The organism is Exiguobacterium sp. UBA1053, from assembly GCF_002316465.1.
Classification (GTDB): domain Bacteria; phylum Bacillota; class Bacilli; order Exiguobacteriales; family Exiguobacteriaceae; genus Exiguobacterium_A; species Exiguobacterium_A abrahamii.
The window spans coordinates 663,564-685,108 of sequence record NZ_DCDO01000013.1; the positions used below are offsets into that span (position 1 = coordinate 663,564).

Here is a 21,545-nt window from a genome sequence, read left to right on the forward strand (position 1 = left end):
TGACTCACTCCTCGTTTGGTAAAAATGCAGACACCGGTCCGAGTTCTGTCTCGATATACCGGCGAATCGCTTCCGGGAAACGACGTAGTTCTGCTTCCTCTGTCTCAAGTACCGCCCGAATCTCCGCCATACTCGACTGTGTGAATGACCGGACGATCAACGTACGTAACGCAACGAGCTTCTTCAGACTCGTCGCGAGCGGTCCATCGATGACCTTCTCATCTTCTAAAATGAGAATGATATCTTCATAACTTCCCGGATCCCGCATGATGAATCCATCAATCATACTGTTTCCGATGTCGATGACACTCTCGATGACTAAAAAACCGATCCGTTCCATAGCCAGTGCCGTCGTCACCGGATCCCCCGTAACTTCCTTACTTTGTCGAAGTGCCGTCTCATAACAGACGACCGTCTCTTCGATTTTTTGACGATTGACGAAATACATCTTCATTCCCCCTCACATCCTCCATTTTATCGCTATCCGGCAATCCTGAAAAGCAGAAAGGTCATTTGCATCACATTCCCCAATGTGTTATCCTCAATTTAGATTTTTGCTGAAAATAGTATGTCACATTGGTGACGTGGAGGTTATATACATGGAACGGGAACTCGCACTGGAAATCGTACGCGCTACGGAAGCAGCAGCACTAGCTTCTGCTCAATGGATTGGTCGCGGTAAGAAAAATGAAGCGGATGATGCAGCAACGACTGCGATGCGCGAAGTCTTGAACACGGTCAACATGAACGGAACGGTCGTCATCGGTGAAGGTGAGCTCGACGAAGCACCAATGCTCTTCATCGGCGAACGTGTCGGAACAGCAAACGGTCCAATCGTTGACATCGCCGTCGACCCGCTTGAAGGTACGAACATCGTTGCCAAAGGTCTCGGTAATGCAATGGTCGTCATCGCCGTCGCCGATCAAGGTGCCCTGCTCCACGCACCGGATATGTATATGGATAAATTAACCGTTGGACCAAACTTAAAAGGGCACGTCTCGCTCGACGATCCACTTGAAGTCATCATTGAAAAAGCAGCTCAATACAACAACAAACGGATTGAGGACGTCACGGTTATCATGCAGGATCGCCCGCGTCACGATCACTTCCGCGAAGCCGCGATGCGGATGGGCGCACGGGTTCGTCTATTTGAAGACGGCGATGTCTCAGCTGGAATCGCACCACTCTCTCCTGCGACAGGAATCGATATCTTCATCGGAACAGGTGGTGCTCCTGAAGGTGTCATCACGGCTGCTGCCGTCAAAGCGATGGGCGGCGACATGCAGGCACGTTTACATCCGATGAACGAAGAAGAAACCGCTCGTGTCATCCGGATGGGGCTTGAAGATCCGCTTCAACTCTTGACGCTTGATGACCTCATCAAAAGCGACGATTGTATCTTTGCTGCGACCGGCGTCACGACGGGCGAAATGCTCGACGGCGTGAAGTTCTTGACGGATGATATCGTTGAGACGACATCCCTTGTCATGCGTTCAAAGACACGGACGATTCGAAAAGTCATCGCCGAGCATAGCTTATCGCGTAAACCATACTTGCAAAAAGTCCCCCAAACCCTTTAATCTGAAACAGATGTTAGGGAAATGAGGGAAGCTGAATGATGGAAGAACGTGATTTTTTATATGATGATGTCGAACAAACGAAGACACGCTTCGTCAGTTGGATTGGAGAAGCCAGTCGGTTTGATCTCGCCATCACCCACTCAGAGCATTTTTACGGTAAGATTCTCGTCTTGAATCTCTTATCGAATCGCTTTGCGATCATCGGCGCGGATGATTTTGATGAACCTGGCTACATCGCGACGGCGTTTGACGTCGAAGACGATGCGGCAACGGAACTTGAGATGTACCTGCGTGCTTATATCGGTCTATGAAAAAAGCCTTCGTCCGTGGACGAAGGCTTTTTCTTATAAGAGACGATCGTTTCGTTCATTTAGTGTGTTCGGTCCGCTGAAGACGTTCGTATTGTCTGACTCGTCATGGGCACGACGCTCTGAATGCTGGTCTGCTTCATCACCGACGAGTAATACGAATTGACCGCTTTCGACCGCATGATTTGCACGATCGACGTCTTCCTTCGTCAAGCCACTTCCATGAATCGCGTCGCCATGAGAAACTGTATCATCCTTTTTGAAGATACTCTTGATTTCCTGCCATAGATTACGATGATCTTCCTGTGACAGACGCGTAGATGTCTGTTGGTTGTTCAAATCCGCCAATTCCTCGATTTGTTCGAGATCGTATTTATCGTGCGCTAAGACTTTTAAATCAGTCGAGACGACACCGGCAACACGGAGATCGTGCACGGCACTGACGACTTCTGGTACGGATGAGTAAATTCCAACGATTCGCATGGATGGTTCCCCCTATAGGTACATGATACTTATAGTAATAGCCGAATTCCGTCCACTAGAAACGCTTTTCTGTATGACAGTTTGATTACTCGCTTTCCGTTTTCTCTGGTGCAGGTGCGAACTTCCGTTTCAACTTCAACGTATTGGATGAAGAACCGTCGAAGCGAGGTGGTGCTTCTTCTCCTTCTACCAATCCGATCTTCTTGACGATGAAGTAGGCACATCCGAAGTTACAGTATTCGTAGAGATAATCCGCCACATGCGAAATCTTCGTATCGAATGTCGCTTTCTCGTGTTGATCCTCATAGAAGCCACGTAGCCGTAATTGACCGTGCCCCCAGTCCCCCACGATATAATCATATTTCTCAAGGACGTCGCTAAAACGACCGATGAAGGCTTCCTCATTAAAACCTTCGCGCTTCTCTTCGACGACCTCATAACGTTCCCGATTGACTTGTATCATTATTCCCACCTCCTGCTGTTCTTATCATAGCATATTCCATTTCGCCTGGCAGACGAAAAACCGTCCGAGCAACTGCTCGAACGGTTTTTGATTATTAGTCGATCGGAAGTGCTGTTTTATTCTTTTTCGCTGCGTTGACTTGCTCATCCGCGTGATACGACGAACGAACGAGTGGACCTGCCTCACAGTGCGAGAACCCTTTGCTGAGGGCGATCTGCTTCAGTTCAGCAAACTCTTGCGGTGTATAGTATTTGATGACGTCGAGGTGTTTTTTCGTCGGTTGGAGATACTGACCGATTGTCATGATGTCGACGTTATTTGCGCGAAGATCATCCATCGTTTCAAGAATCTCTTCCCATGTCTCACCAAGACCAAGCATCAAGCTCGACTTCGTTGGAATTTCAGGTGCGAGTTCCTTCGAACGACGAAGGAATTCAAGCGTCCGGTCGTAAGTGGCTTTCGCACGAACGGTCGGCGTCAGACGGCGGACCGTCTCGATGTTGTGGTTCATGATGTCTGGTTGTGCATCGATCAGCGTTTTCAACGCTTCAAAGTTCCCGCCCATATCTGAAGGCAAGACTTCGATTGATGTCTCTGGGTTCATCCGACGCACTTCACGGACAGTTTCAGCGTAAACGCCTGCTCCGAAATCATTCAAATCGTCACGAGCAACCGCTGTGATGACCGCATGCTTCAGGTTCATCAATCGAACGGATTCCGCGACACGTTTTGGTTCTTCGAGATCGAGTTCGTTTGGACGTCCTGTCGTCACGGCGCAAAAACGGCACGCACGTGTACAGATACTTCCGAGAATCATGAACGTCGCCGTCCGGCGTACCGCCCAACACTCGTGGATATTCGGACACTTTGCTTCCTCACAGACAGTATGTAGCTTTTTCTCGCGCATCATACTTTTTAATTCTGTGTAGGTTTCATTCGTATTCAGCTTGATTTTCAACCATTCCGGTTTACGTTGGATTTCTCCGCGTCCCATGGTTTCGCTTCCCCCTTCATCCCCAAAAAGTCAATTAATGTCTGCTTTAGTATAACAAACAATCAGGGTTTGCGAACATGCAATTCATTATATTCCGACTTCTCCGATAAGCGTTCGAACAATAAATCCCGTAACAATTCCGGCATGAAATATTCTTTTGGCATTTCTTTGATCGCTGGGAAGAGTGGACCGAATGTGAACATATCCGGCAAGACGACCGTATAGTTTCGCGTTGGCTCAAGCGGTTGATGTTCCGCCAAACCAGCATAATGCATCCGCCCCATCAACTTACCACGGAAACCGAGACCACGAACCTTTAGTTGTTCGAACTGATCTGTTTTGACTTCGTCGAGGAAAGCTTGGACTTCCACTCCGGTCATCGTCACTTTACAGGGATTGATCGGGTGCGGGCAGAGTCGATGTAAATCAAAGGCAGAGACAGGACCTGGTGGAAGTGACCCAAGCAGAATGCCTGCCGGAACACAAGCGATATCCGCATCACACCAGTCGCGCATCGTCTCGACAAGCAATTGTGAGAATGGCGACTCGCTGAACCAGTCATTGGCTAGACCCGATGTCTCGCCAATCGGCTCCTTCATCTGTTGTTCCGCCAGATATTGTTCCCGGTCGAGCAATTTTGCCGTCGCTTCATCCTCGGCGTAATCGTGCAAGGAGTGAAGGACCGCTTCCTTCTCGCCAGTGTCCGTATTCATATAAATTTCACCCGCATACTGACCATGTTTACCGGCTTGGGTGATCAAGACACCATTCTTAACGACACCGTCATCAAGGACATGATGCGTATGCGCACCGATGATCAAATCCAGTTCTGGAAAACGCATCGCCAGTTCTTCGTCTTGATAGAAACCAAGGTGACTTAAGCAAATCAAGACGTCGACTTCTTGGCGCAACCGCTCGATTTCACGCGCTGCGACGTCAAACGGTTCTTCGATCGTCCAACCAAGTAAACCGTATAGTTCAATATACGGTGCCGTCAGACCAAAGACGCCGACTTTGCCGGTCGGTAATTCGTGAATGACCCCTTGTTTGGCAAACGGTGCTTCTAAATTCGAGACGAGGACCGGAAAGTCCGCTTCCGTGTAGAGATTCGCTAACCAGTCATGTGGAAACGTGATGCCTTCATTGTTCCCGATCGTCACGGCGGTTGGCATCAACGCATTCAGTAGATGCGTATTGATCTTTCCTTTTGTTGCTTCCGTCGCTGGATCCACACGGTCAGCATGATCGCCGAGATCAAAAACGAGCGAATCGTACGTCCGGTGTTCCTTGACGAAGGACATGTAGCGAGGCCACATATCGAAGTGTGAGTGCAAATCATTATAGTGAATGATGTGTAACTTCATGCAGAAGCCCCCCTTGATGATTTAGAACAAAGAGATTTGTCGCGGCGCGAGTTCATAGTCGAGATCGAGAATCTCGATTAATCGTTTCGCATTCGGGGCAGCATCTCCTGCTGAGTTGTTATTAAAAAAGACATAGACATCCTTTGCTTCCGCTGCAACGTCGCGGACGTGACTTGCGAGTTCTTGTAGCTCGTCTTCCGAATACCGATAGAGACAGCGGACTTTTCGCCAATCTTCGCTGCTTTGACCGGGTTTCTTTAACCAACCGGCTTTATTTCGTCCGTGGAGGCGGATGAATGCCGTCTCCTGCGTCACGACCGGTACGAATGGTACGGAACCATCTTCCGTCTGCGGTTCGTCACAAATCGTATGAATGAACTGATGTTCCTTCAGAAAACGGAGCGTTCTCTCACGATAAGCTTCCGAATACCACGATGGATTTCGGAACTCGATCGCGACCGGCAGTCCGGCAAGTGATTTTCGAATCGTTTGCAAATATTCCAAGTGCATTTTGCTGACATCGAACCAGGGCGGCAACTGCACGAGGATCGCCGCAATCTTTCCACTCTTTCGCATCGGTTCGATCGACGCGATATATTGTTCAAAAATCGGTCCGAGCGGATCTTTGTTATCCCGGTCGTGCCCACTCATCGCCCGGTGAACCTTGACGATGAAGCGAAACCCGTCCGGCGTCTCGGATGTCCATTTCTCATAGTTTCGTTCCGGTTGAATCGCATAGAATGTCGAGTCGACCTCGACCGCTGGAAAATGACCGGCATAGGCAGCCAGTTTCTCTTTACGATCTTGCGGGGTCAAGTAGAGACTATCATGATCTCCCCAGCCCGTGACACCGATATATATCATGCTCTCTTCCCCCTCGTATGTTCTATTCTACCTATTCATCATAGCATAGCAGAATCCGGGATTTCTTCTTCGATGCTTCCTAAGCAAACACTCTTTTTTCAGAAAAAAGACATCCTCTCCTCCCTACTCATGCAGGAAGGAAAAGGATGCCTAGTCACCGTTCTCATCATGAAGCAGTAGACTGTGTCTCGACGATTTTCGGAGCAGGAGCTCTTCGTTTTGGAACTGGAACGATATAGTTTCCGTACGGCAATAGACTGATCACATAAGAGACAGAAATCGAAGCCGCAAGCGTGACGATCATCGCACAAATGAACATACTCGCAGAGTCGAAGTAAGCGAAGAGATCCGTTCGACCGATTCCGCGAATGACGAGCGGATGAATCAGGTAAATCCCCATCGAATGCGTTCCGATCGTCTGGAAGATGCGCATCGCTGTCGCATCCGTCTGGACACGGCGGAAGACGTAGTTCAAGACGACGAGGACGAACGGGATGTACACAAGGTTCGAAATGTTCGTCGACGTGTACGTCCGTTCTAGGTCGATGCTGACCCAAATATCAAGGATGATCAATCCACTGATCAGCAATAAGATTGTCCGATGACGCTTTAGAATCTGTTGAATCTCTTCATAATAGACGGCATATGTAATCCCCATCATGAAATAGGCAATCCAATTGAGTAAGAAAGATCGGCTATTGACGAGTCGATCAAGAAACTCGATGTCTGTCGTTAAGTTTCCTGAAGTCAGCCAGAAGTAGTTGACGCCCATCGCCGCCACTGTCGCGACAAGCAGCAATGTTCCTTTCTTAAGTCGTGCAAGTACCGGAAATACGACATAAAACTGAAGTACCGTCAAAATGAAGTACAGATGGAAGTTTGCTGTTCCATAAAGGAAGTAATCCGATAGCGGCATACCTGGTTTTAAACTATCTTCTACATGATAACGATACACGAGGTAGATCGTGCTCCAAATCAGGTAAGGAATAAAGATTTTAGAGAAACGTGACTTGACGAATGTTCCGAAATCGAATCCTTTGCGCTGGACCATCGACATCAACAGAAACGCACTGATGATGGCAAAGATCGGCGTACCAATCCGAGAAAATTGATCGATGTAACCAATCGCTTCATTTTGGAATTCCCCTTTCGAATGATACAAACCGGCGATGACATGGACAGCGACGACCATGATTGCCGCAATCGATCGAATGACAGGAATTTCTTGATAAAATTTCATTTTTTCACACCTTAATCATGTTTATATATTTTTTCACAAAAGTTATTATAATCTATTTTCGTCCAAATTAAATGATAATATCCAAATTTTATCGGATGTAACGAAAAAGAATCCCTTTTGAAATAAGAGACTCTTTTTTGTGAAGACTAGATTTTTTCGTAAGATAACGCGATACATCCGGAAGCAAAGACGCGTGTTTCGACTAACCGTAGCGTCTGTGGTTGATCAAATACCGGAAACATCCGTTTTCCACTACCGAGCAGAACGGGGTAGATCACGACATGATAGCGATCGACGAGTCCAAGCTCAATTGCTTCAGAAGCAAGCGTCGCCCCACCGATCGCAATCTGTTTTCCAGGCAATGCTTTTAGTGCTTGAAGTTCCTCGGCAAGCGACTGATTCGCTAGACGCGCATTTCCTGTGACGGAATCAAGCGTCCGCGAGAAGACGACCTTCTCAAGCGATTGCCAGGTTTTCGCATACTCAACGACAATCGGCTCGTCTTCCTGATCCGCTGTCTCCCAGTATTGCATCATCTCGTACAAACGACGTCCATAGACATGAGTATCGAACGCTTTCTCGTAGTCATTGAAATACTGATGTAATTCTGCGTCTGGTGAAGCGAAATCAATCCTACCTGACGCATCTTCGATATAACCGTCGAGCGAGACTTGAAAGGAATAGACGATGTCACGCATAGTAATCCCTCCTTTTTCACTCTTTACCCGAATAACCATTTCATGAAAAAAACTCCCTCATCCGTAGATGAGAGAGTAAGACGAATTATCCGATTGAACCTTCCATCTCGAACTTGATGAGACGGTTCATTTCGACCGCATATTCCATTGGAAGTTCTTTCGTGAATGGCTCGATGAAGCCCATGACGATCATTTCCGTTGCTTCCTCTTGTGAGATCCCGCGGCTCATGAGGTAGAACAATTGCTCTTCCGAGACCTTCGAGACTTTCGCTTCGTGCTCGAGCGAAATGTTATCATTGAGGATTTCGTTGTACGGAATCGTATCCGACGTCGATTGGTTATCCATGATGAGCGTATCACATTCGATGTTCGAACGTGCACCTGTCGCTTTCCGTCCGAAGTGAACGATACCGCGGTACGTGACTTTACCACCGTGTTTTGAGATCGACTTCGAGACGATCGTCGACGATGTGTTCGGTGCTAAGTGAATCATCTTCGCACCCGCATCTTGGTGTTGACCTTTACCAGCGATTGCGATTGACAATGTCATACCACGTGAACCTTCACCTTTGAGGATGACGGCTGGGTATTTCATCGTCAGTTTCGAACCGATGTTACCATCGACCCATTCCATCGTTGCGCCAGCTTCACAGATCGCACGCTTCGTAACGAGGTTGTAGACGTTGTTCGCCCAGTTTTGGATCGTCGTGTAACGGCAGTAAGCGTTTTTGTTGATGAAGATCTCAACGACCGCTGAGTGAAGCGAGTTCGTCGTGTAGACCGGTGCTGTACATCCTTCGACGTAGTGAACTGATGCTTCGTCATCAACGATGATCAACGTCCGCTCGAATTGACCCATGTTTTCCGAGTTGATGCGGAAGTAGGCTTGAAGCGGCGTGTCGACTTTAACGCCTTTTGGTACGTAGATGAACGATCCACCTGACCAGACCGCTGTGTTCAGTGCTGCGAACTTGTTGTCTGTTGGCGGGATCAATTTTCCGAAGTACTCACGGAAGATATCTTCGTTCTCTTTTAACGCTGTATCTGTATCTTTGAAGACGACACCAATTTCTTCGAGGTCTTCTTTCATGTTGTGATAGACAACTTCTGACTCGTACTGTGCCGAGACACCTGCCAAGTATTTTTGCTCTGCTTCAGGGATACCGAGCTTATCAAACGTACGTTTGATTTCTTCTGGTACTTCATCCCACGATTTCTCTGCACGTTCAGACGGCTTAACGTAATACGTGATGTCGTCGAAGTTCAATTCTGAGAGATCGCCACCCCACGCTGGCATTGCTTGTTCGTTGAAGATCTTGAGTGATTTCAAACGGAAATCAAGCATCCATTGTGGTTCTTCCTTCATTTTCGAGATCGTTTCGACGACTTCAGTCGTCAAGCCGCGTCCAGAACGGAAGATCGAGATATCGCGATCGTGGAAACCATATTTATAATCGCCAATTTCCGGCATGTTCTTTGCCATGTTCATTTCCTCCTCTTACTTGCTTGTGACCGAAGTTTACTTCCCTTCTTCTACGCCGCGTTCGAGCGCCTTCCAGGCAAGTGTCGCACATTTGATCCGTGCCGGGAATTTCGTGACACCCGAGAGTGCCTCGACGTCCCCGAGGTCGAACGATTCGTCGTCATAGTCTTTTCCTTGGACCATGTCCGAAAAGATATCCGCGAGTCGTAAGGCTTCTTCGATAGTCTTACCTTTGACGAGTTGCGTCATCATTGAAGCAGACGCCATGCTGATCGAGCAGCCCTCCCCGTCAAATTTCGCATCACGGACGACATCGTCTTCAATCGCGAGCTGGAGACGAATCGTATCGCCGCACGTCGGATTGTTCATGTCGATCGTGACGCCCCCCTCGATCGCACCGCGATTTCGGGGAGTTTTATAGTGATCCATGATCACTTGACGATACAAGTGATCGAGATTGTTAAAATCCATGACTGAAATACTCCTTCGTTTGGCGAAGTCCTGTCACGAGTGCGTCAACCTCTTCTTTCGTGTTGTAGAGATAGAAGCTAGCGCGAGCCGTCGAGCTCGCTCCGAGCCAACGCATCAAGGGCTGTGCACAGTGATGACCGGCGCGAACCGCGATTCCCTGCATATCAAGGACGGTTGCGACGTCATGTGCATGGACATCACCGAGATTGAACGTGACGAGTCCAACGCGTTCTTCCGGACCGTAAATCGTTAGTCCGTCGATGTCACGCATTTGTGCCATCGCGTACTGCGCGAGTTCACGTTCGTGTGCTTCGACGTTCTCTAAACCAATCTCTTCTAAGAAATCAATCGCTGCCGATAAACCAACGGCACCAGCGATGATTGGTGTACCCGCTTCGAAACGATATGGAGACGGTTTGAACGTCGACTCTTCAAGACCAACGTAATCAATCATCTCACCACCGAATTCGACGGGTTCCATCGCATTGAGTAATGCCTTTTTCCCGTAAAGGACACCAACGCCTGTCGGACCACACATCTTGTGTGCGGAGAAAGCGAGGAAGTCACAGTCGAGATCCGTGACATTGATCCGTTGGTGTGGCGCACTTTGCGCAGCATCAACGACCATGACGGCACCTCTAGCGTGCGCAAGACGCGCGACTTCTTTGATCGGATTGATCGTACCTAAAACGTTCGAGACATGTGCCATCGCTACGATCTTCGTCCGGTCGGACAGTTGTGCTTCGACCGCTTCGACCGTCACGCGACCATCAGCTGTCAAATCGACGTATTTCAACTTCGCTTTTTTGCGTTTAGCGACTTGTTGCCACGGAATGAGATTCGCATGGTGTTCGAGGTACGTGACGACGATTTCGTCGCCTTCTTCGACATGCTCCATGCCGTAGCTTGACGCGACGATGTTAATCGCCGTCGTCGTGCCGCGGGTAAAGATAATTTCTTCATGGTGTTGCGCCTGGATGAAACGACGAACGTTCTCACGCGCACCTTCGTACGCATCCGTCGCTCGTGTTCCGAGCGTATGGACGCCACGGTGCACATTCGAATGAATCGTCTTATAGTAGTCGTCAATCGCATTGATGACGACGAGCGGCTTCTGCGAAGAGGCCGCACTATCGAGATAGACGAGTTTCCGGTCGTTGACCTGTTGGTCGAGGATCGGAAACTGATTGCGGATGGATGCATCGATTCCCATATTAGTTTACTTTCCCTTCGATGACTTGAACGAGACGTTCTTTCACCGAGTCAATCGCAAGTTCCGAGACGACTGGCTGGAGGAATCCGTGAACGACGAGGCGTTCTGCTTCCTTCCGTGAAAGGCCACGGCTCATCAAGTAGTAGAGTTGTAGTTCATCGACACGACCGACAGATGCCGCGTGTCCTGCCATGACGTCATCCTCATCGATCAAGAGGATTGGGTTCGCATCACCACGTGCCTTTTCAGACAACATGAGGACACGTTCTGTTTGAACGCCGTTTGATTTCGAAGCACCGTGATGGATCATCGACGTTCCGTTGAAGATAGATGTTGCTGCGTCTTTTTGGACACCGTGGATCAAGATGAAACCTTCTGATCCTTTACCGAAGTGGTCCGTCCGGACGTTGAAGTTTTGTTTTTGCTCTCCACGACCGACCGTAACGGCTTTCGTATCTGAGAACGAATCGTTTCCGACGAGGTGTGTTTTCGTTTCTGTAACCGTGTGACCGTCATTCATGTGACCGAGTGCCCATTCGAGCTTCGCGCCTTGTTTGACGACACCACGACGGTTCATATACGTGATGGCACCTTTTGATAGCGTGTCGACACCACCGAAGAGGACTTTTGCGTTGTCTTCAACGAAGACTTCTGTGACGACGTTGACGTTGTGCGCTTCATCACCATAAGAGACGAAGTTTTCGATATACGTCAGTTCGCTGTCCGCATCTGCGACGATGATCGCGTGATGGTAAAGCGCTGCGCCTGATTGCTCAAGCGTGTAGATCGCTTGCATCGGTACAGAAAGCTTAACGCCTTTTGGTACATAAAGGAACGTACCGCCGTTACGAAGTGCTGCGTTTAATGCCGCAAGACGATCTTCGTTAACTTGAACACCTTCCGTCATGAAGTACTTCTCGACGAGTTCCGGGTGTTGTTTTAATGCGTCTTCGAGCGTCGTGAAGATGACGCCGTTCGCCGCTTCACTGTTTTGCGCGTGAACAAGTTGTCCGTTACGCGTGACGAGCATGTGATCACGGTTTTCGCCGATCAATGCTTCGATATCTGAAGAAAGACCAGTGACGGTTTCGAGTTCCGTCGTACCTTCTGTGAAGTTCCAGCCTTCGATCTTGATTTTTTCTACTTTTGGCAATGCGAGCGTTGGGGCAAGATCAAGCGCGTCTTGACGCTTTGCGACCATCCAAGATGGTTCCCCTAAGCGAGTCGCACGTTCTGCCACTGCCTCGCGATTTACTGCAAGATTCAGTTCTACAGTCATCATGCTTCCTCCCTCGTCTTACGCTTTTGTTTCGATTTCGACGTCTTCGATGCCGAGTTCTTTTTTAACCCAGTCATAACCTTCTGCTTCGAGACGGTGTGCGAGTTCTTTACCACCAGACATGACGATTTTTCCGCCCATCATGATGTGGATGAAGTCTGGCTCGATATAGTTCAAGAGACGTTGGTAGTGCGTGATGATCAAGCAACCGAATTCAGGTGAACGCATTTCGTTGACACCTTTTGCGACGACTTTCAATGCATCGATATCAAGACCTGAATCGATTTCATCAAGAATCGCGATCGCTGGTTTAAGCATCATCATCTGAAGAATTTCGTTACGTTTCTTTTCTCCACCAGAGAAACCTTCGTTGAGGTAACGGTGTGCCATTTCTGAAGGCATCTCGAGAAGACCCATTTGTGAATCAAGCTCACGGATGAACTTCATGAGTGAGATTTCATCGCCTTCTTCGCGGCGCGAGTTGATCGCTGAACGAAGGAAGTCGGAGTTCGTGACACCACTGATTTCGCTTGGGTACTGCATTGCGAGGAACATACCCGCTTGTGCGCGCTCATCAACTTCCATGTCGAGGACGTCTTCGCCGTCGAGTGTGACTGAACCAGATGTCACTTCGTACGATGGGTGACCCATCAATGCTGATGCGAGTGTTGATTTACCTGTCCCGTTTGGCCCCATGACCGCGTGGATTTCCCCGCCTTTGATTTCCAAGTTGACGCCTTTCAAGATTTCCTTGCCGTCGATCGCGACGTGTAGATCTTCAATCTTCAAGTGTGAAGCCTTCATGTTAGAATCCCTCCATCTATTCATTTCGTGACTGACGATTCAGAACACGAGCGTTACTAATTTAGTATCATTCTAATCTTAAAGAAACATCGCGTATTATTCAAGCGTCATCGCTCGTTGATTTTTCTCAAAATCATGCGTTTTGTTGAGAATCATTCGAAAGTTTCACCGGTTCCTCGAGTTCCTCGATCGTCGAAGCCCGATGAATCCGTTGTGACAGTAAGAGCAGTGGTATTCCGAATAATGTCAAGCCCGCTAATATCCCGAAAATCGGTAACGGACGGTCCGCTCCATATAAACTTAACAAATGTCCTCCGGCGATCGGACCGATTGATTGTCCGATCGACGTCAAGCCCATCGCCCCGAAATAACTGCCCCGTAATTCTGGCTTCGCGAACCGATCGGTTAAGATATCAGTCATCGTGAACATCATGACTTCCCCGCACGTGAAGATGAACATCGCGACGATCATCAACCAGATCGCGTTCGCATTTCCCATGATGAACAATCCGATCGCAACAGTCGCAATCCCGGTCGTGATCGAGACGAGTGGTGACGTCTTGACACCAAACTTCATGATTGGATACTGGACGATCAAGACGGTGATTGCATTGATCGTGATTAAGATCGCATAGAGTGTCTTCCCGCCTTCAAGGAGTGACGTTTCCGTCAAGAACTGTGGCAAGGTCGAGTTGAACTGGCTGTAGCCAAAGACCCCGAAGATGATGCCGGCAAGTGCCAGCGTAAAGGCGATATCCGTCCGCAACAGACGAACCGTTGCTCCAAACGAGACCTTTTTCCCACCATGCGTCTCGGTGATTGGATAGCGTTTGAATAAGATACCGATCATCACCCCGTACACGATATAGACGAACGCCGTGATGTAAAACGTCGCGGACGTGTTCCCTGCACTCAGCAGCAAGGCGATTCCCGGTCCGATCGCTGCTGCGATGTTGATCATCGCGTAACGGATATTGAAGACGAACAATCGGTTCGCTTCGTCCGTCGTATCACTGATCAGGGCACGGGCGGACGGTTCAAAAATCGAGCGACAGACCCCGTTCAAGGCACTGAGCGTAAAGAATGCCCAGAATGTCTCGACTTGTGCCAGCGCGATGAAGACGACCGCGAACCCAATCGTTCCGGCAAGCATCATCGTCCGCCGTCCATAACGGTCTGACAAAGTACCACCGATGAAGCTCATGACGAGACTGGCGATCGCCGAAATACTGAGCACCCAGCCGACATCGACCGGATCAAACTTCAGGACGGTCGTCATGTAGATGGCGAAGAACGGCATCGTGATGAACGTTCCGAGACGCGAGAAAAACGTCCCGAACAAGACCCCGAGTGTCAACGGATGCAGTTGACGTATGCGTTGCATATGATTCCCCCTAACCCCTGTTTCAGACAAATGAAAAGCATCCTTCCATTATATAGGAAGGATGCCGGTTTCGGTGAACTTATTTGCTGACTGGAACGACCGCACCTTTGTACTTGTCGAGGATCCAATCTTGGTTTTTCTTCTCGTGCAGAACGTCAAGAAGTGCTGTGACACGCTTGTCTTTCTCATCGCCGTCACGTGTGACGATGATGTTGACGTATGGTGAAGACTCATCTTCTGAAGCGATCGCGTCTTTCAGTGGGTTCAGACCGTTATCGATCGCATAGTTCGTGTTGATGAGGACAGCGTCGCCTTCATTGTTTTTATAAGCTTGCGGAAGAAGTGATGCTTCGATGTTCGTCTTGAACTTGAGTTTCTTCGGGTTCTCTGCGATATCACCGAGTTGTGCATCTGTTGTTTTACCGTCTTTAAGCTTGATCAATCCTTCATTTTGAAGGAACGTCAAGACACGACCGCGTTCCGCGACGTTTGAGCTCGTCAGGATCGTTGCACCATTTGGTAACTTATCGAGTGATTTGTATTTCTTCGAATAAATACCGAGTGGTTCAACGTGGACGCCACCTGCGTTCGCGAACTTATATGATTTGTTTTCTTTCTCTTGTTGCTCAAGATACGGTACGTGCTGGAAGTAGTTCGCATCGATTTCTTTTGAAGCGAGTGCTTTGTTCGGAAGTACGTAATCTTGGAACTTCTTGATTTCAAGCTTGTAACCTTTTGCTTCGTATTCTTTTTTAACGTGCTCAAGAATCTCAGCGTGCGGTACGTTTGATGCACCAACGACGAGTGTTTTGTCGTCGCTACCTGATCCTGATGATTTTTCGCCACATGCAGCAAGGCTGATTGCTAAGACGGATACAGCAGCAGTACCTACGAATTTTTTCCAAACTTTCATGAATGATTCCTCCAATATGAATAAAATTTGAATTAACGTTTATCGATCGCACGGATCAGCAAATCACCAATGATTTGGATGACGAAGACGATCGCTAAGATTAAGAGTGTCGCAATGACGATGACATCGTTTTGAGAACGCTGGAATCCTTCGATGAAGGCCATGTCCCCAAGTCCACCTCCGCCGACTACTCCGGCCATTGCCGTATAACCGACAAGTGAGACGAGTGTGACCGTGATACCAGAAACGATGGCAGGCAACGCTTCCGGGATTAAGACTTTATAGATGATTTGGAACTTCGTCGCCCCCATCGATTCAGCTGCCTCGATGACACCTTTATCGACTTCACGTAACGCGAGTTCAACCATCCGACCGTAAAATGGTGCAGCACCGAAAATCAGTGCCGGTAATGCTGCCGTTGGTCCGAGGAACGAACCGACGATCGCTGTCGTAAATGGAATCAATAAGATCAGTAAGATGATGAACGGAATCGAACGGAAGACGTTGACGATCAAGCTCAACACTGAATAGAACGCCCGATTCTTGAACAATAACTCTTCGTTTGTCGCATACAATAGTAAACCAATGATCAAACCGAGAACGAATGTCGAAACCCCAGCGATTGCCGTCATATAGACGGTACTGCCTGTCGCTTCCCACACCATGTCCCAATCTAGGTTGTCAAAGAATGAAATCATCGGTGATCCACCTCCACTTCAACATCACTGGCTTGAAGCTTCGTGATGACCGCTTGTGTTGCTTCTGTTTCCCCGATCAACTGAATGAACAGTGTACCGAGTGCCCCTTCCTGCGATTGACCGACGTTTCCGCCGATGATATTGAACAGGACCGGTGAATCCTTCATGACTTCCGCGAGGATCGGGCTTTCCGCTGTCGATCCGACGAACGTCAACTGAACGATTTTTCCGGTTGGGTAGCGTTCGCGTAGTTTCGCGAACGTTAACTCGTTCTCTGACGGTGACGTCAATTGTTTGACGAATTCCTTCGTCATCGCTTGCTTCGGATGACGGAAGACTTCTGCGACCGGTCCTTGCTCGACGATTTTACCGGCTTCCATGACGGCGACCCGGTGACAGATTTTTTGAATGACGTGCATCTCGTGTGTGATCAAGACGATCGTTAGTTTCAGTTTTTCATTGATGTCGACGAGTAACTCAAGGATTGAGTCCGTCGTCTTCGGATCGAGTGCACTTGTTGCCTCGTCACATAAGAGAACGTCCGGGTTCGATGCCAGTGCCCGAGCGATACCGACACGTTGTTTTTGACCACCGGATAATTGTGACGGATAAGCTTTTTCGCGTCCGTCCAAACCAACGAGTTGGATCAGTTCCGCTACCCGTTCCTTGCGATGTGCTTTCGGGAAGCCACCTAGCTCGAGTGGGAACATGATGTTCTCTTCAACCGTCCGTGACCATAGTAAGTTGAAGTGTTGGAAGACCATCGAGACATTCTTGCGGACGCCTCGTAATTCTTTTGGTTTCAGTGATGTCATTTCAACACCATCGATTTGGATCGAACCACTCGTTGGTGCTTCGAGCATATTCAGTAATCGGATCAGAGTCGATTTCCCTGCTCCGGAATAACCGATTATTCCAAAAATTTCACCGCGCTCGATTGTCAGATCGACATTCGCGACGGCTTCGACCGCTCCGCGCTTTGAGCGATAAATCTTTCCTACGTCTTGTAAACGAATCACAACTGTCCCTCCTAAAATAAAAAAAGTGCGCGCGTTTTAGAGCAAACGCGCGCACTTTTCAGTACACAAAACCATTTGCTCTCATCTCCCAGACTTTTGTCTGCTGGAATTAGCACCACTTCGGATTAGATCCGCGGTTGCCGGGTTTCATCGGGCCAGTCCCTCCACCACTCTCGATAAGAGTTTCGGTATTAAGTTTGTAGAATATATTCTGAATATTAGCAGGGGTTATTTTTGTTGTCAAACAGTTTTTTCAGAAACTTTTTCGAGGAACGTGAAAGCACGTGTTAAGTCTTCTTTCAAATCTTCTGCGTCTTCAAGTCCAACTGAAATCCGAACGAGACCGTCCGTGATACCGAGTTCTGCCCGACGTTCTGCTGGGATCGACGCGTGCGTCATCCGTGCCGGAACGGAAATCAGACTCTCGACGGCACCAAGACTTTCAGCAAGTGTGAAGAAGTGTGTCGCCTCGACGAGTTTTTCTGCGTTCGCTGCTGAACCAACATCAAAGCTGATCATCCCACCAAATCCAGTCGCTTGTTTCGCTTGGATGTCGTGACCAGGATGCGATGCAAGTCCCGGGTAGAAGATGTTTGAGACAATATCTTGCGCTTGTAGGAACGCAACGAGATCATGTGCTGTCTCTTCGATCGCATCCATCCGGATACCGAGTGTACGAAGACCACGGACGAGCAAGAAGCTGTCTTGCGGTCCAAGCACGCCGCCTGTCGAGTTTTGGATGAAGTGCAGCTCTTCGCCGAGCGCATCATCTTTGACGACGACAAGTCCAGCGACGACGTCCGAATGTCCGCCGATGTATTTCGTCGCACTGTGCAAGACGATGTCTGCACCAAGTGCGAGTGGTTGTTGATGGTATGGTGTCGCGAACGTGTTGTCGACGACGAGTTTAAGATCGTGACGTTTTGCGATTGTTGCGATTGCTTCAATGTCCGTAACTTTCAACAACGGGTTCGTCGGTGTTTCGACGTAGACGATCTTCGTGTTGTCTTGAATCGCTGCTTCCGTTGCCGCAAGGTCCGTCGTATCGACGAATGTCACTTCGATGTTGAACTTCGGTAAGACGCGTTGCATCAAGCGGAACGTACCACCGTAGACGTCATCGGTCATGACGATGTGGTCGCCAGACTCAAGTAAGTGGAAGACGGCATGGATCGCTGCCATCCCAGAACCGAAGGCAAAACCACGTGCGCCACCTTCGAGATCCGCAATCAATCGTTCGATGCTCGTCCGTGTTGGGTTCGCTGTCCGTGAGTATTCGTATCCGTCCTTGAGTTGACCGATTTTATCCTGCTTGTATGTGCTTGTTTGATAGATCGGAGGTGTGACGGCTCCTGTTGCCCGGTCGACACCTGTTCCTCCATGAATCAATGCTGTCTTCTTACGCATGAGTTTCGTCCACCTTTTCAAAGATTTGTTGGCTCAAGTAGCGTTCGGCACTGTCTGCGAAGACGGTGACGATCGTACTGCCGGGGTGACGCTTCGCGATATCAAGCGCAGCAACGAGCGCTGCACCTGCTGAACTACCAACGAGTAATCCTTCGCGAGCAGCGAGTGTATGAACCGCGTCAAATGCATCGCGGTCAGAAATCGTATGAATCTCGTCGACGAGTTCACGCGGAACGAGACTTGGCCATTTTGCTGTTCCAATGCCTTCTGTCTTATGAGGACCGGCTGGACCACCATTTAAGACGGAGCCTTCCGGTTCGACGATTGCTGCTTTTGTACCGAGACGTTGTTTTAAGAAGTCCGCTGTTCCGGTGAACGTACCACCTGAACCACAACCGGCAACGAACCAGTCGATGTGCGGCAAGTCCGCAATCAGCTCAGGACCGAGTGTCCGCTGATACGTGACTGGGTTCTCTTCGTTTTCGAATTGTAACGGAACGTAACTGTTCGGAATTTCCTGACCGAGTTCTTTTGCCCGGTCGATCGCCCCTTGCATATCGAGTTCAGTCGGCGTGTTGACGACGGTTGCGCCGAGTGCCCGCATCAACGTCTGCTTTTCCTGACTGAATTTTTCCGGAACGACACAGATGACTTGGAGATCGTATTTCTTAGCGGCGAGCGCCAAGCCGATGCCGGTATTCCCGGCTGTCGGCTCGATGATCGTACCGCCTGGTGTCACATGTCCGTTTTCGATTGCTGCATCAACGAGTTGAATGCCAAGGCGGTCTTTGACGCTGCCCCCAGGGTTCATCCATTCGAGCTTCGCCAAAATGCGCGTACCAGCAGGCAAATCGAATGAAGTGATCTCGTAGAGTGGTGTGTTTCCGACGAGGTCGCGGACGTTGTTCGCGATCATCCGAAGACGATGTCCCATTCATCACGACCGGCAAGCATTTTCTCGGCATAGTGCTTCGCTCCTTTGAGGTCATGTGCGCTCGCAAATCCACATTGGACTTCGTTTTGCGCTGGAATCTCTTCTGCTGCGAGGACGTCTTTCAACGTCTTCTCAACGAGTTCGCTCATTTTTTCGACCGAGTCGAAGTTCATCATCGCCATGTAGAAACCTGTTTGGCATCCCATCGGCGAGACATCGATGACATCATCCGAGTAGTTACGGATGTTTTCAGCAAGTAAGTGCTCGAGTGTGTGCATCGCACGCATCGGCATTTGCTCAACGTTTGGTTGTGTGAAACGGATATCGTATTTGACGACTTGGTCGACTTTACCTTCTTTATAACCCGCGACGCGGATATAAGGTGCTTTGACTTTCGTATGATCCAGGTTAAAGCTTTCGACGTTCATTTTTTGAAGTGCCATGATTTATTCCCCCATTTTCTCGGCTTCTACGAGCCAGACGAAGTGATTGTATTGTATAAATTTAACAGTGAATCCCCGTGATGTAAACAATTCTTCCATGACTGGAATCAACGGGTAAAACTCGCGTTCGAGATCTTCCGCTAACGCATCAAACCCTTGAGCACGTGCTTCACGGATCGTTTGCAGGCGCGCCTCTTCTGAGACGAACATCGTATCCGCGTAGACGATTTTTCCGTCTGCCGGTAAATGTGATGCCATCAGTTCGATTGCTTCTCCCTTTTCCTCATCTGTTAGATGATGAAACGCATACGTCGAAACAAAACTGCGTGCTCCCTTCGCCTCGAACGAGAGGAAGTGACCATCCTGTACATCAAGCGACGGAATCTTTTCCGTCAGGATTGCCCGCATCTCCGGACTTGGTTCAACGGCGAGTACGGCGTCGTGACGTGCCAGAAGACGTTGTGTCAGGTTCCCTGTGCCTGCTCCGAATTCAATGACCGGCGACTGCGCTTTATCCGCTACTGTATCCAAAATCTCATCGTATCGACGAAAAACCTCTTTATATTCCGGATCGTGTCCGGTTACTGTCTCGTCATACGTTGATGCCCATTCTGTGAAAACATCCATAAAACGTACTGTCATGCCTTGTCGTCCTCCATCTCACCAGTTAATTCCGAGTAATCGGATATGAATTAAAGTAATTTTCCTTATTCGCATTGTAGCAAGGAGATTCTATCCTGGCAAGCGACCGGCTCGAAAAACTTCCAGAAAACAAAAAAAAGGCGTTGCCGGCGAACCGACAACACGAATAATGTGGTTAGAAATGCTACGAAGGAAAACCCAGCTCCATTCGGAATTGTTCGCTCTTCCGCATGGAGGACGGCGCCTGTTCGACATGATCGCCAGCTTACGTTCACTTCCTGATCGGTCCTTTCGATCCACCACCCGTTCATTGCACCGCTTCGTCTTTGGGGGACGACTTAAGGGGAAACAATACACCGGCTTAGGATGGGAGAAAGGGTTCAGGACTTGAATCGTATTGAACGATCATCTCTGCTAGACTTCCTATAATGCATTTCTAGAAGTTGTTATGAATATACCATTCATATTTCTGCGTTGTCAACGGATTATTGTAAATATTCCGACAATTTAACAAAAAGAAAAATCCAGTTGGACTTTTCTTACCGTTCTTGACAGAAAGCAAAGACGTTTTGAACGGACTGGAAAGCATAAAGGCGCTCTACGACTTGATTTTCTTCAATTCTCAACAACGCAGGAACACTCATGACACGGGCTTCTTCTAAGAAATCCGGAATGAAATTCCCGTTCGCCTTCTGAATCGATTGACCTGATTCCGTCGCTTCGACGATATCGAGCATACGCTCCGCGATGGCGCATGTCCCGCACATCGGTGCATAGACATACAATAGCCCGTTTTCCGGGACGGTCGTGACCTCTTGCATGACGGTCGCTCCTTTCTTCGTGGTATCTGTCGTCAGTATA

General features: G+C 48.9%; 24 protein-coding genes and 1 riboswitch. Of the genes, 2 read left to right on the top strand and 22 right to left on the bottom strand.

Annotated features, from left to right (window positions below; genetic code table 11):
• Positions 1 to 4: 4 nt before the first annotated feature.
• Positions 5 to 448 carry a DUF86 domain-containing protein gene (locus B3G15_RS11075; protein WP_023469145.1) on the bottom strand — a complete coding sequence of 148 codons (444 nt, stop codon included), beginning with the start codon at positions 446 to 448 and terminating at the stop codon, positions 5 to 7.
• A gap of 151 nt (positions 449 to 599) precedes the next feature.
• Between B3G15_RS11075 and glpX the strand changes: the two genes are divergently transcribed.
• Both glpX and B3G15_RS11085 read left to right on the top strand, forming a co-directional pair.
• Positions 600 to 1,580 carry a class II fructose-bisphosphatase gene (glpX, locus tag B3G15_RS11080; protein WP_029342420.1) on the top strand — a complete coding sequence of 327 codons (981 nt, stop codon included), beginning with the start codon at positions 600 to 602 and terminating at the stop codon, positions 1,578 to 1,580.
• A gap of 35 nt (positions 1,581 to 1,615) precedes the next feature.
• The gene (locus B3G15_RS11085) at positions 1,616 to 1,891 is read left to right on the top strand and encodes a DUF3055 domain-containing protein (RefSeq protein ID WP_034786088.1); all 276 of its coding nucleotides are present in this window, start codon (positions 1,616 to 1,618) and stop codon (positions 1,889 to 1,891) included.
• A gap of 33 nt (positions 1,892 to 1,924) precedes the next feature.
• On the opposite strand, the gene B3G15_RS11090 is transcribed toward B3G15_RS11085, so the two are convergent.
• From B3G15_RS11090 to B3G15_RS11190, 21 genes are all read right to left on the bottom strand, one after another.
• Positions 1,925 to 2,371, bottom strand: a complete 447-nt coding sequence (locus B3G15_RS11090; RefSeq protein ID WP_064299459.1) for a general stress protein — start codon at positions 2,369 to 2,371, stop codon at positions 1,925 to 1,927.
• Positions 2,372 to 2,456: 85 nt separating this feature from the next.
• On the bottom strand, positions 2,457 to 2,834 hold the full coding sequence (locus tag B3G15_RS11095; RefSeq protein WP_023469149.1) for a YutD family protein: 378 nt from the start codon (positions 2,832 to 2,834) through the stop codon (positions 2,457 to 2,459).
• Between the two features lie 94 nt (positions 2,835 to 2,928).
• Positions 2,929 to 3,828, bottom strand: a complete 900-nt coding sequence (gene lipA / locus B3G15_RS11100; RefSeq protein ID WP_023469150.1) for a lipoyl synthase — start codon at positions 3,826 to 3,828, stop codon at positions 2,929 to 2,931.
• 62 nt (positions 3,829 to 3,890) lie between these two features.
• Complete coding sequence (locus tag B3G15_RS11105) at positions 3,891 to 5,192, bottom strand: bifunctional metallophosphatase/5'-nucleotidase (RefSeq protein ID WP_290720934.1); 1,302 nt, start codon at positions 5,190 to 5,192, stop codon at positions 3,891 to 3,893.
• Between the two features lie 21 nt (positions 5,193 to 5,213).
• The gene (locus tag B3G15_RS11110; RefSeq protein WP_064299457.1) at positions 5,214 to 6,056 is read right to left on the bottom strand and encodes a DUF72 domain-containing protein; all 843 of its coding nucleotides are present in this window, start codon (positions 6,054 to 6,056) and stop codon (positions 5,214 to 5,216) included.
• A 166-nt stretch (positions 6,057 to 6,222) separates the two neighbouring features.
• Positions 6,223 to 7,296 carry an acyltransferase gene (locus tag B3G15_RS11115; protein WP_290720938.1) on the bottom strand — a complete coding sequence of 358 codons (1,074 nt, stop codon included), beginning with the start codon at positions 7,294 to 7,296 and terminating at the stop codon, positions 6,223 to 6,225.
• Between the two features lie 146 nt (positions 7,297 to 7,442).
• A complete protein-coding gene (locus B3G15_RS11120; RefSeq protein ID WP_290720941.1) occupies positions 7,443 to 7,994 on the bottom strand; it encodes a dihydrofolate reductase family protein in 552 nt (183 codons plus the stop codon).
• A gap of 85 nt (positions 7,995 to 8,079) precedes the next feature.
• The gene (gene sufB / locus B3G15_RS11125; protein WP_023469154.1) at positions 8,080 to 9,477 is read right to left on the bottom strand and encodes a Fe-S cluster assembly protein SufB; all 1,398 of its coding nucleotides are present in this window, start codon (positions 9,475 to 9,477) and stop codon (positions 8,080 to 8,082) included.
• A gap of 36 nt (positions 9,478 to 9,513) precedes the next feature.
• The gene (gene sufU / locus B3G15_RS11130) at positions 9,514 to 9,948 is read right to left on the bottom strand and encodes a Fe-S cluster assembly sulfur transfer protein SufU (protein WP_023469155.1); all 435 of its coding nucleotides are present in this window, start codon (positions 9,946 to 9,948) and stop codon (positions 9,514 to 9,516) included.
• Positions 9,938 to 11,161 carry a cysteine desulfurase gene (locus B3G15_RS11135; RefSeq protein WP_035396382.1) on the bottom strand — a complete coding sequence of 408 codons (1,224 nt, stop codon included), beginning with the start codon at positions 11,159 to 11,161 and terminating at the stop codon, positions 9,938 to 9,940. Before B3G15_RS11135 ends, sufU begins: the two co-directional genes overlap by 11 nt.
• A 1-nt stretch (position 11,162) precedes the next feature.
• A complete protein-coding gene (gene sufD, locus B3G15_RS11140; RefSeq protein WP_023469157.1) occupies positions 11,163 to 12,440 on the bottom strand; it encodes a Fe-S cluster assembly protein SufD in 1,278 nt (425 codons plus the stop codon).
• Between the two features lie 18 nt (positions 12,441 to 12,458).
• Positions 12,459 to 13,244 carry a Fe-S cluster assembly ATPase SufC gene (gene sufC / locus B3G15_RS11145; protein ID WP_023469158.1) on the bottom strand — a complete coding sequence of 262 codons (786 nt, stop codon included), beginning with the start codon at positions 13,242 to 13,244 and terminating at the stop codon, positions 12,459 to 12,461.
• Positions 13,245 to 13,377: 133 nt separating this feature from the next.
• Entirely contained in the window at positions 13,378 to 14,628 is a 1,251-nt protein-coding gene (locus B3G15_RS11150) for an MDR family MFS transporter (RefSeq protein WP_290720949.1), read from the bottom strand.
• Positions 14,629 to 14,707: 79 nt separating this feature from the next.
• Positions 14,708 to 15,541, bottom strand: a complete 834-nt coding sequence (locus B3G15_RS11155; RefSeq protein ID WP_050678660.1) for a MetQ/NlpA family ABC transporter substrate-binding protein — start codon at positions 15,539 to 15,541, stop codon at positions 14,708 to 14,710.
• A 32-nt stretch (positions 15,542 to 15,573) separates the two neighbouring features.
• The gene (locus B3G15_RS11160) at positions 15,574 to 16,239 is read right to left on the bottom strand and encodes a methionine ABC transporter permease (protein ID WP_064299452.1); all 666 of its coding nucleotides are present in this window, start codon (positions 16,237 to 16,239) and stop codon (positions 15,574 to 15,576) included.
• Positions 16,236 to 17,258, bottom strand: a complete 1,023-nt coding sequence (locus B3G15_RS11165) for a methionine ABC transporter ATP-binding protein (protein WP_023469162.1) — start codon at positions 17,256 to 17,258, stop codon at positions 16,236 to 16,238. Before B3G15_RS11165 ends, B3G15_RS11160 begins: the two co-directional genes overlap by 4 nt.
• Positions 17,259 to 17,336: 78 nt before the next feature.
• A riboswitch (SAM riboswitch) is annotated at positions 17,337 to 17,441 on the bottom strand.
• 57 nt (positions 17,442 to 17,498) lie between these two features.
• The gene (locus B3G15_RS11170) at positions 17,499 to 18,665 is read right to left on the bottom strand and encodes a bifunctional cystathionine gamma-lyase/homocysteine desulfhydrase (RefSeq protein WP_035396375.1); all 1,167 of its coding nucleotides are present in this window, start codon (positions 18,663 to 18,665) and stop codon (positions 17,499 to 17,501) included.
• Positions 18,658 to 19,581 carry a PLP-dependent cysteine synthase family protein gene (locus tag B3G15_RS11175; RefSeq protein WP_290721755.1) on the bottom strand — a complete coding sequence of 308 codons (924 nt, stop codon included), beginning with the start codon at positions 19,579 to 19,581 and terminating at the stop codon, positions 18,658 to 18,660. Before B3G15_RS11175 ends, B3G15_RS11170 begins: the two co-directional genes overlap by 8 nt.
• Positions 19,578 to 20,042, bottom strand: coding sequence for an S-ribosylhomocysteine lyase (locus B3G15_RS11180; protein WP_023469165.1), 465 nt, complete (start codon positions 20,040 to 20,042; stop codon positions 19,578 to 19,580). Before B3G15_RS11180 ends, B3G15_RS11175 begins: the two co-directional genes overlap by 4 nt.
• Before the next feature lie 3 nt (positions 20,043 to 20,045).
• Positions 20,046 to 20,684 carry a class I SAM-dependent methyltransferase gene (locus B3G15_RS11185; RefSeq protein ID WP_215147271.1) on the bottom strand — a complete coding sequence of 213 codons (639 nt, stop codon included), beginning with the start codon at positions 20,682 to 20,684 and terminating at the stop codon, positions 20,046 to 20,048.
• Positions 20,685 to 21,223: 539 nt separating this feature from the next.
• On the bottom strand, positions 21,224 to 21,505 hold the full coding sequence (locus B3G15_RS11190; protein ID WP_023469167.1) for a thioredoxin family protein: 282 nt from the start codon (positions 21,503 to 21,505) through the stop codon (positions 21,224 to 21,226).
• Positions 21,506 to 21,545: the final 40 nt, after the last annotated feature.

What these genes read in the sequence shown, in the direction of transcription:
- B3G15_RS11075 (WP_023469145.1), bottom strand. Translation starts at nt 448, where the DNA reads ATGTATTTCGTCAATCGTCAAAAAATCGAAGAGACGGTCGTCTGTTAT.
- glpX (WP_029342420.1), top strand. Translation starts at nt 600, where the DNA reads ATGGAACGGGAACTCGCACTGGAAATCGTACGCGCTACGGAAGCAGCA.
- B3G15_RS11085 (WP_034786088.1), top strand. Translation starts at nt 1,616, where the DNA reads ATGATGGAAGAACGTGATTTTTTATATGATGATGTCGAACAAACGAAG.
- B3G15_RS11090 (WP_064299459.1), bottom strand. Translation starts at nt 2,371, where the DNA reads ATGCGAATCGTTGGAATTTACTCATCCGTACCAGAAGTCGTCAGTGCC.
- B3G15_RS11095 (WP_023469149.1), bottom strand. Translation starts at nt 2,834, where the DNA reads ATGATACAAGTCAATCGGGAACGTTATGAGGTCGTCGAAGAGAAGCGC.
- lipA (WP_023469150.1), bottom strand. Translation starts at nt 3,828, where the DNA reads ATGGGACGCGGAGAAATCCAACGTAAACCGGAATGGTTGAAAATCAAG.
- B3G15_RS11105 (WP_290720934.1), bottom strand. Translation starts at nt 5,192, where the DNA reads ATGAAGTTACACATCATTCACTATAATGATTTGCACTCACACTTCGAT.
- B3G15_RS11110 (WP_064299457.1), bottom strand. Translation starts at nt 6,056, where the DNA reads ATGATATATATCGGTGTCACGGGCTGGGGAGATCATGATAGTCTCTAC.
- B3G15_RS11115 (WP_290720938.1), bottom strand. Translation starts at nt 7,296, where the DNA reads ATGAAATTTTATCAAGAAATTCCTGTCATTCGATCGATTGCGGCAATC.
- B3G15_RS11120 (WP_290720941.1), bottom strand. Translation starts at nt 7,994, where the DNA reads ATGCGTGACATCGTCTATTCCTTTCAAGTCTCGCTCGACGGTTATATC.
- sufB (WP_023469154.1), bottom strand. Translation starts at nt 9,477, where the DNA reads ATGGCAAAGAACATGCCGGAAATTGGCGATTATAAATATGGTTTCCAC.
- sufU (WP_023469155.1), bottom strand. Translation starts at nt 9,948, where the DNA reads ATGGATTTTAACAATCTCGATCACTTGTATCGTCAAGTGATCATGGAT.
- B3G15_RS11135 (WP_035396382.1), bottom strand. Translation starts at nt 11,161, where the DNA reads ATGGGAATCGATGCATCCATCCGCAATCAGTTTCCGATCCTCGACCAA.
- sufD (WP_023469157.1), bottom strand. Translation starts at nt 12,440, where the DNA reads ATGACTGTAGAACTGAATCTTGCAGTAAATCGCGAGGCAGTGGCAGAA.
- sufC (WP_023469158.1), bottom strand. Translation starts at nt 13,244, where the DNA reads ATGAAGGCTTCACACTTGAAGATTGAAGATCTACACGTCGCGATCGAC.
- B3G15_RS11150 (WP_290720949.1), bottom strand. Translation starts at nt 14,628, where the DNA reads ATGCAACGCATACGTCAACTGCATCCGTTGACACTCGGGGTCTTGTTC.
- B3G15_RS11155 (WP_050678660.1), bottom strand. Translation starts at nt 15,541, where the DNA reads ATGAAAGTTTGGAAAAAATTCGTAGGTACTGCTGCTGTATCCGTCTTA.
- B3G15_RS11160 (WP_064299452.1), bottom strand. Translation starts at nt 16,239, where the DNA reads ATGATTTCATTCTTTGACAACCTAGATTGGGACATGGTGTGGGAAGCG.
- B3G15_RS11170 (WP_035396375.1), bottom strand. Translation starts at nt 18,665, where the DNA reads ATGCGTAAGAAGACAGCATTGATTCATGGAGGAACAGGTGTCGACCGG.
- B3G15_RS11175 (WP_290721755.1), bottom strand. Translation starts at nt 19,581, where the DNA reads ATGATCGCGAACAACGTCCGCGACCTCGTCGGAAACACACCACTCTAC.
- B3G15_RS11180 (WP_023469165.1), bottom strand. Translation starts at nt 20,042, where the DNA reads ATGGCACTTCAAAAAATGAACGTCGAAAGCTTTAACCTGGATCATACG.
- B3G15_RS11185 (WP_215147271.1), bottom strand. Translation starts at nt 20,684, where the DNA reads ATGACAGTACGTTTTATGGATGTTTTCACAGAATGGGCATCAACGTAT.
- B3G15_RS11190 (WP_023469167.1), bottom strand. Translation starts at nt 21,505, where the DNA reads ATGCAAGAGGTCACGACCGTCCCGGAAAACGGGCTATTGTATGTCTAT.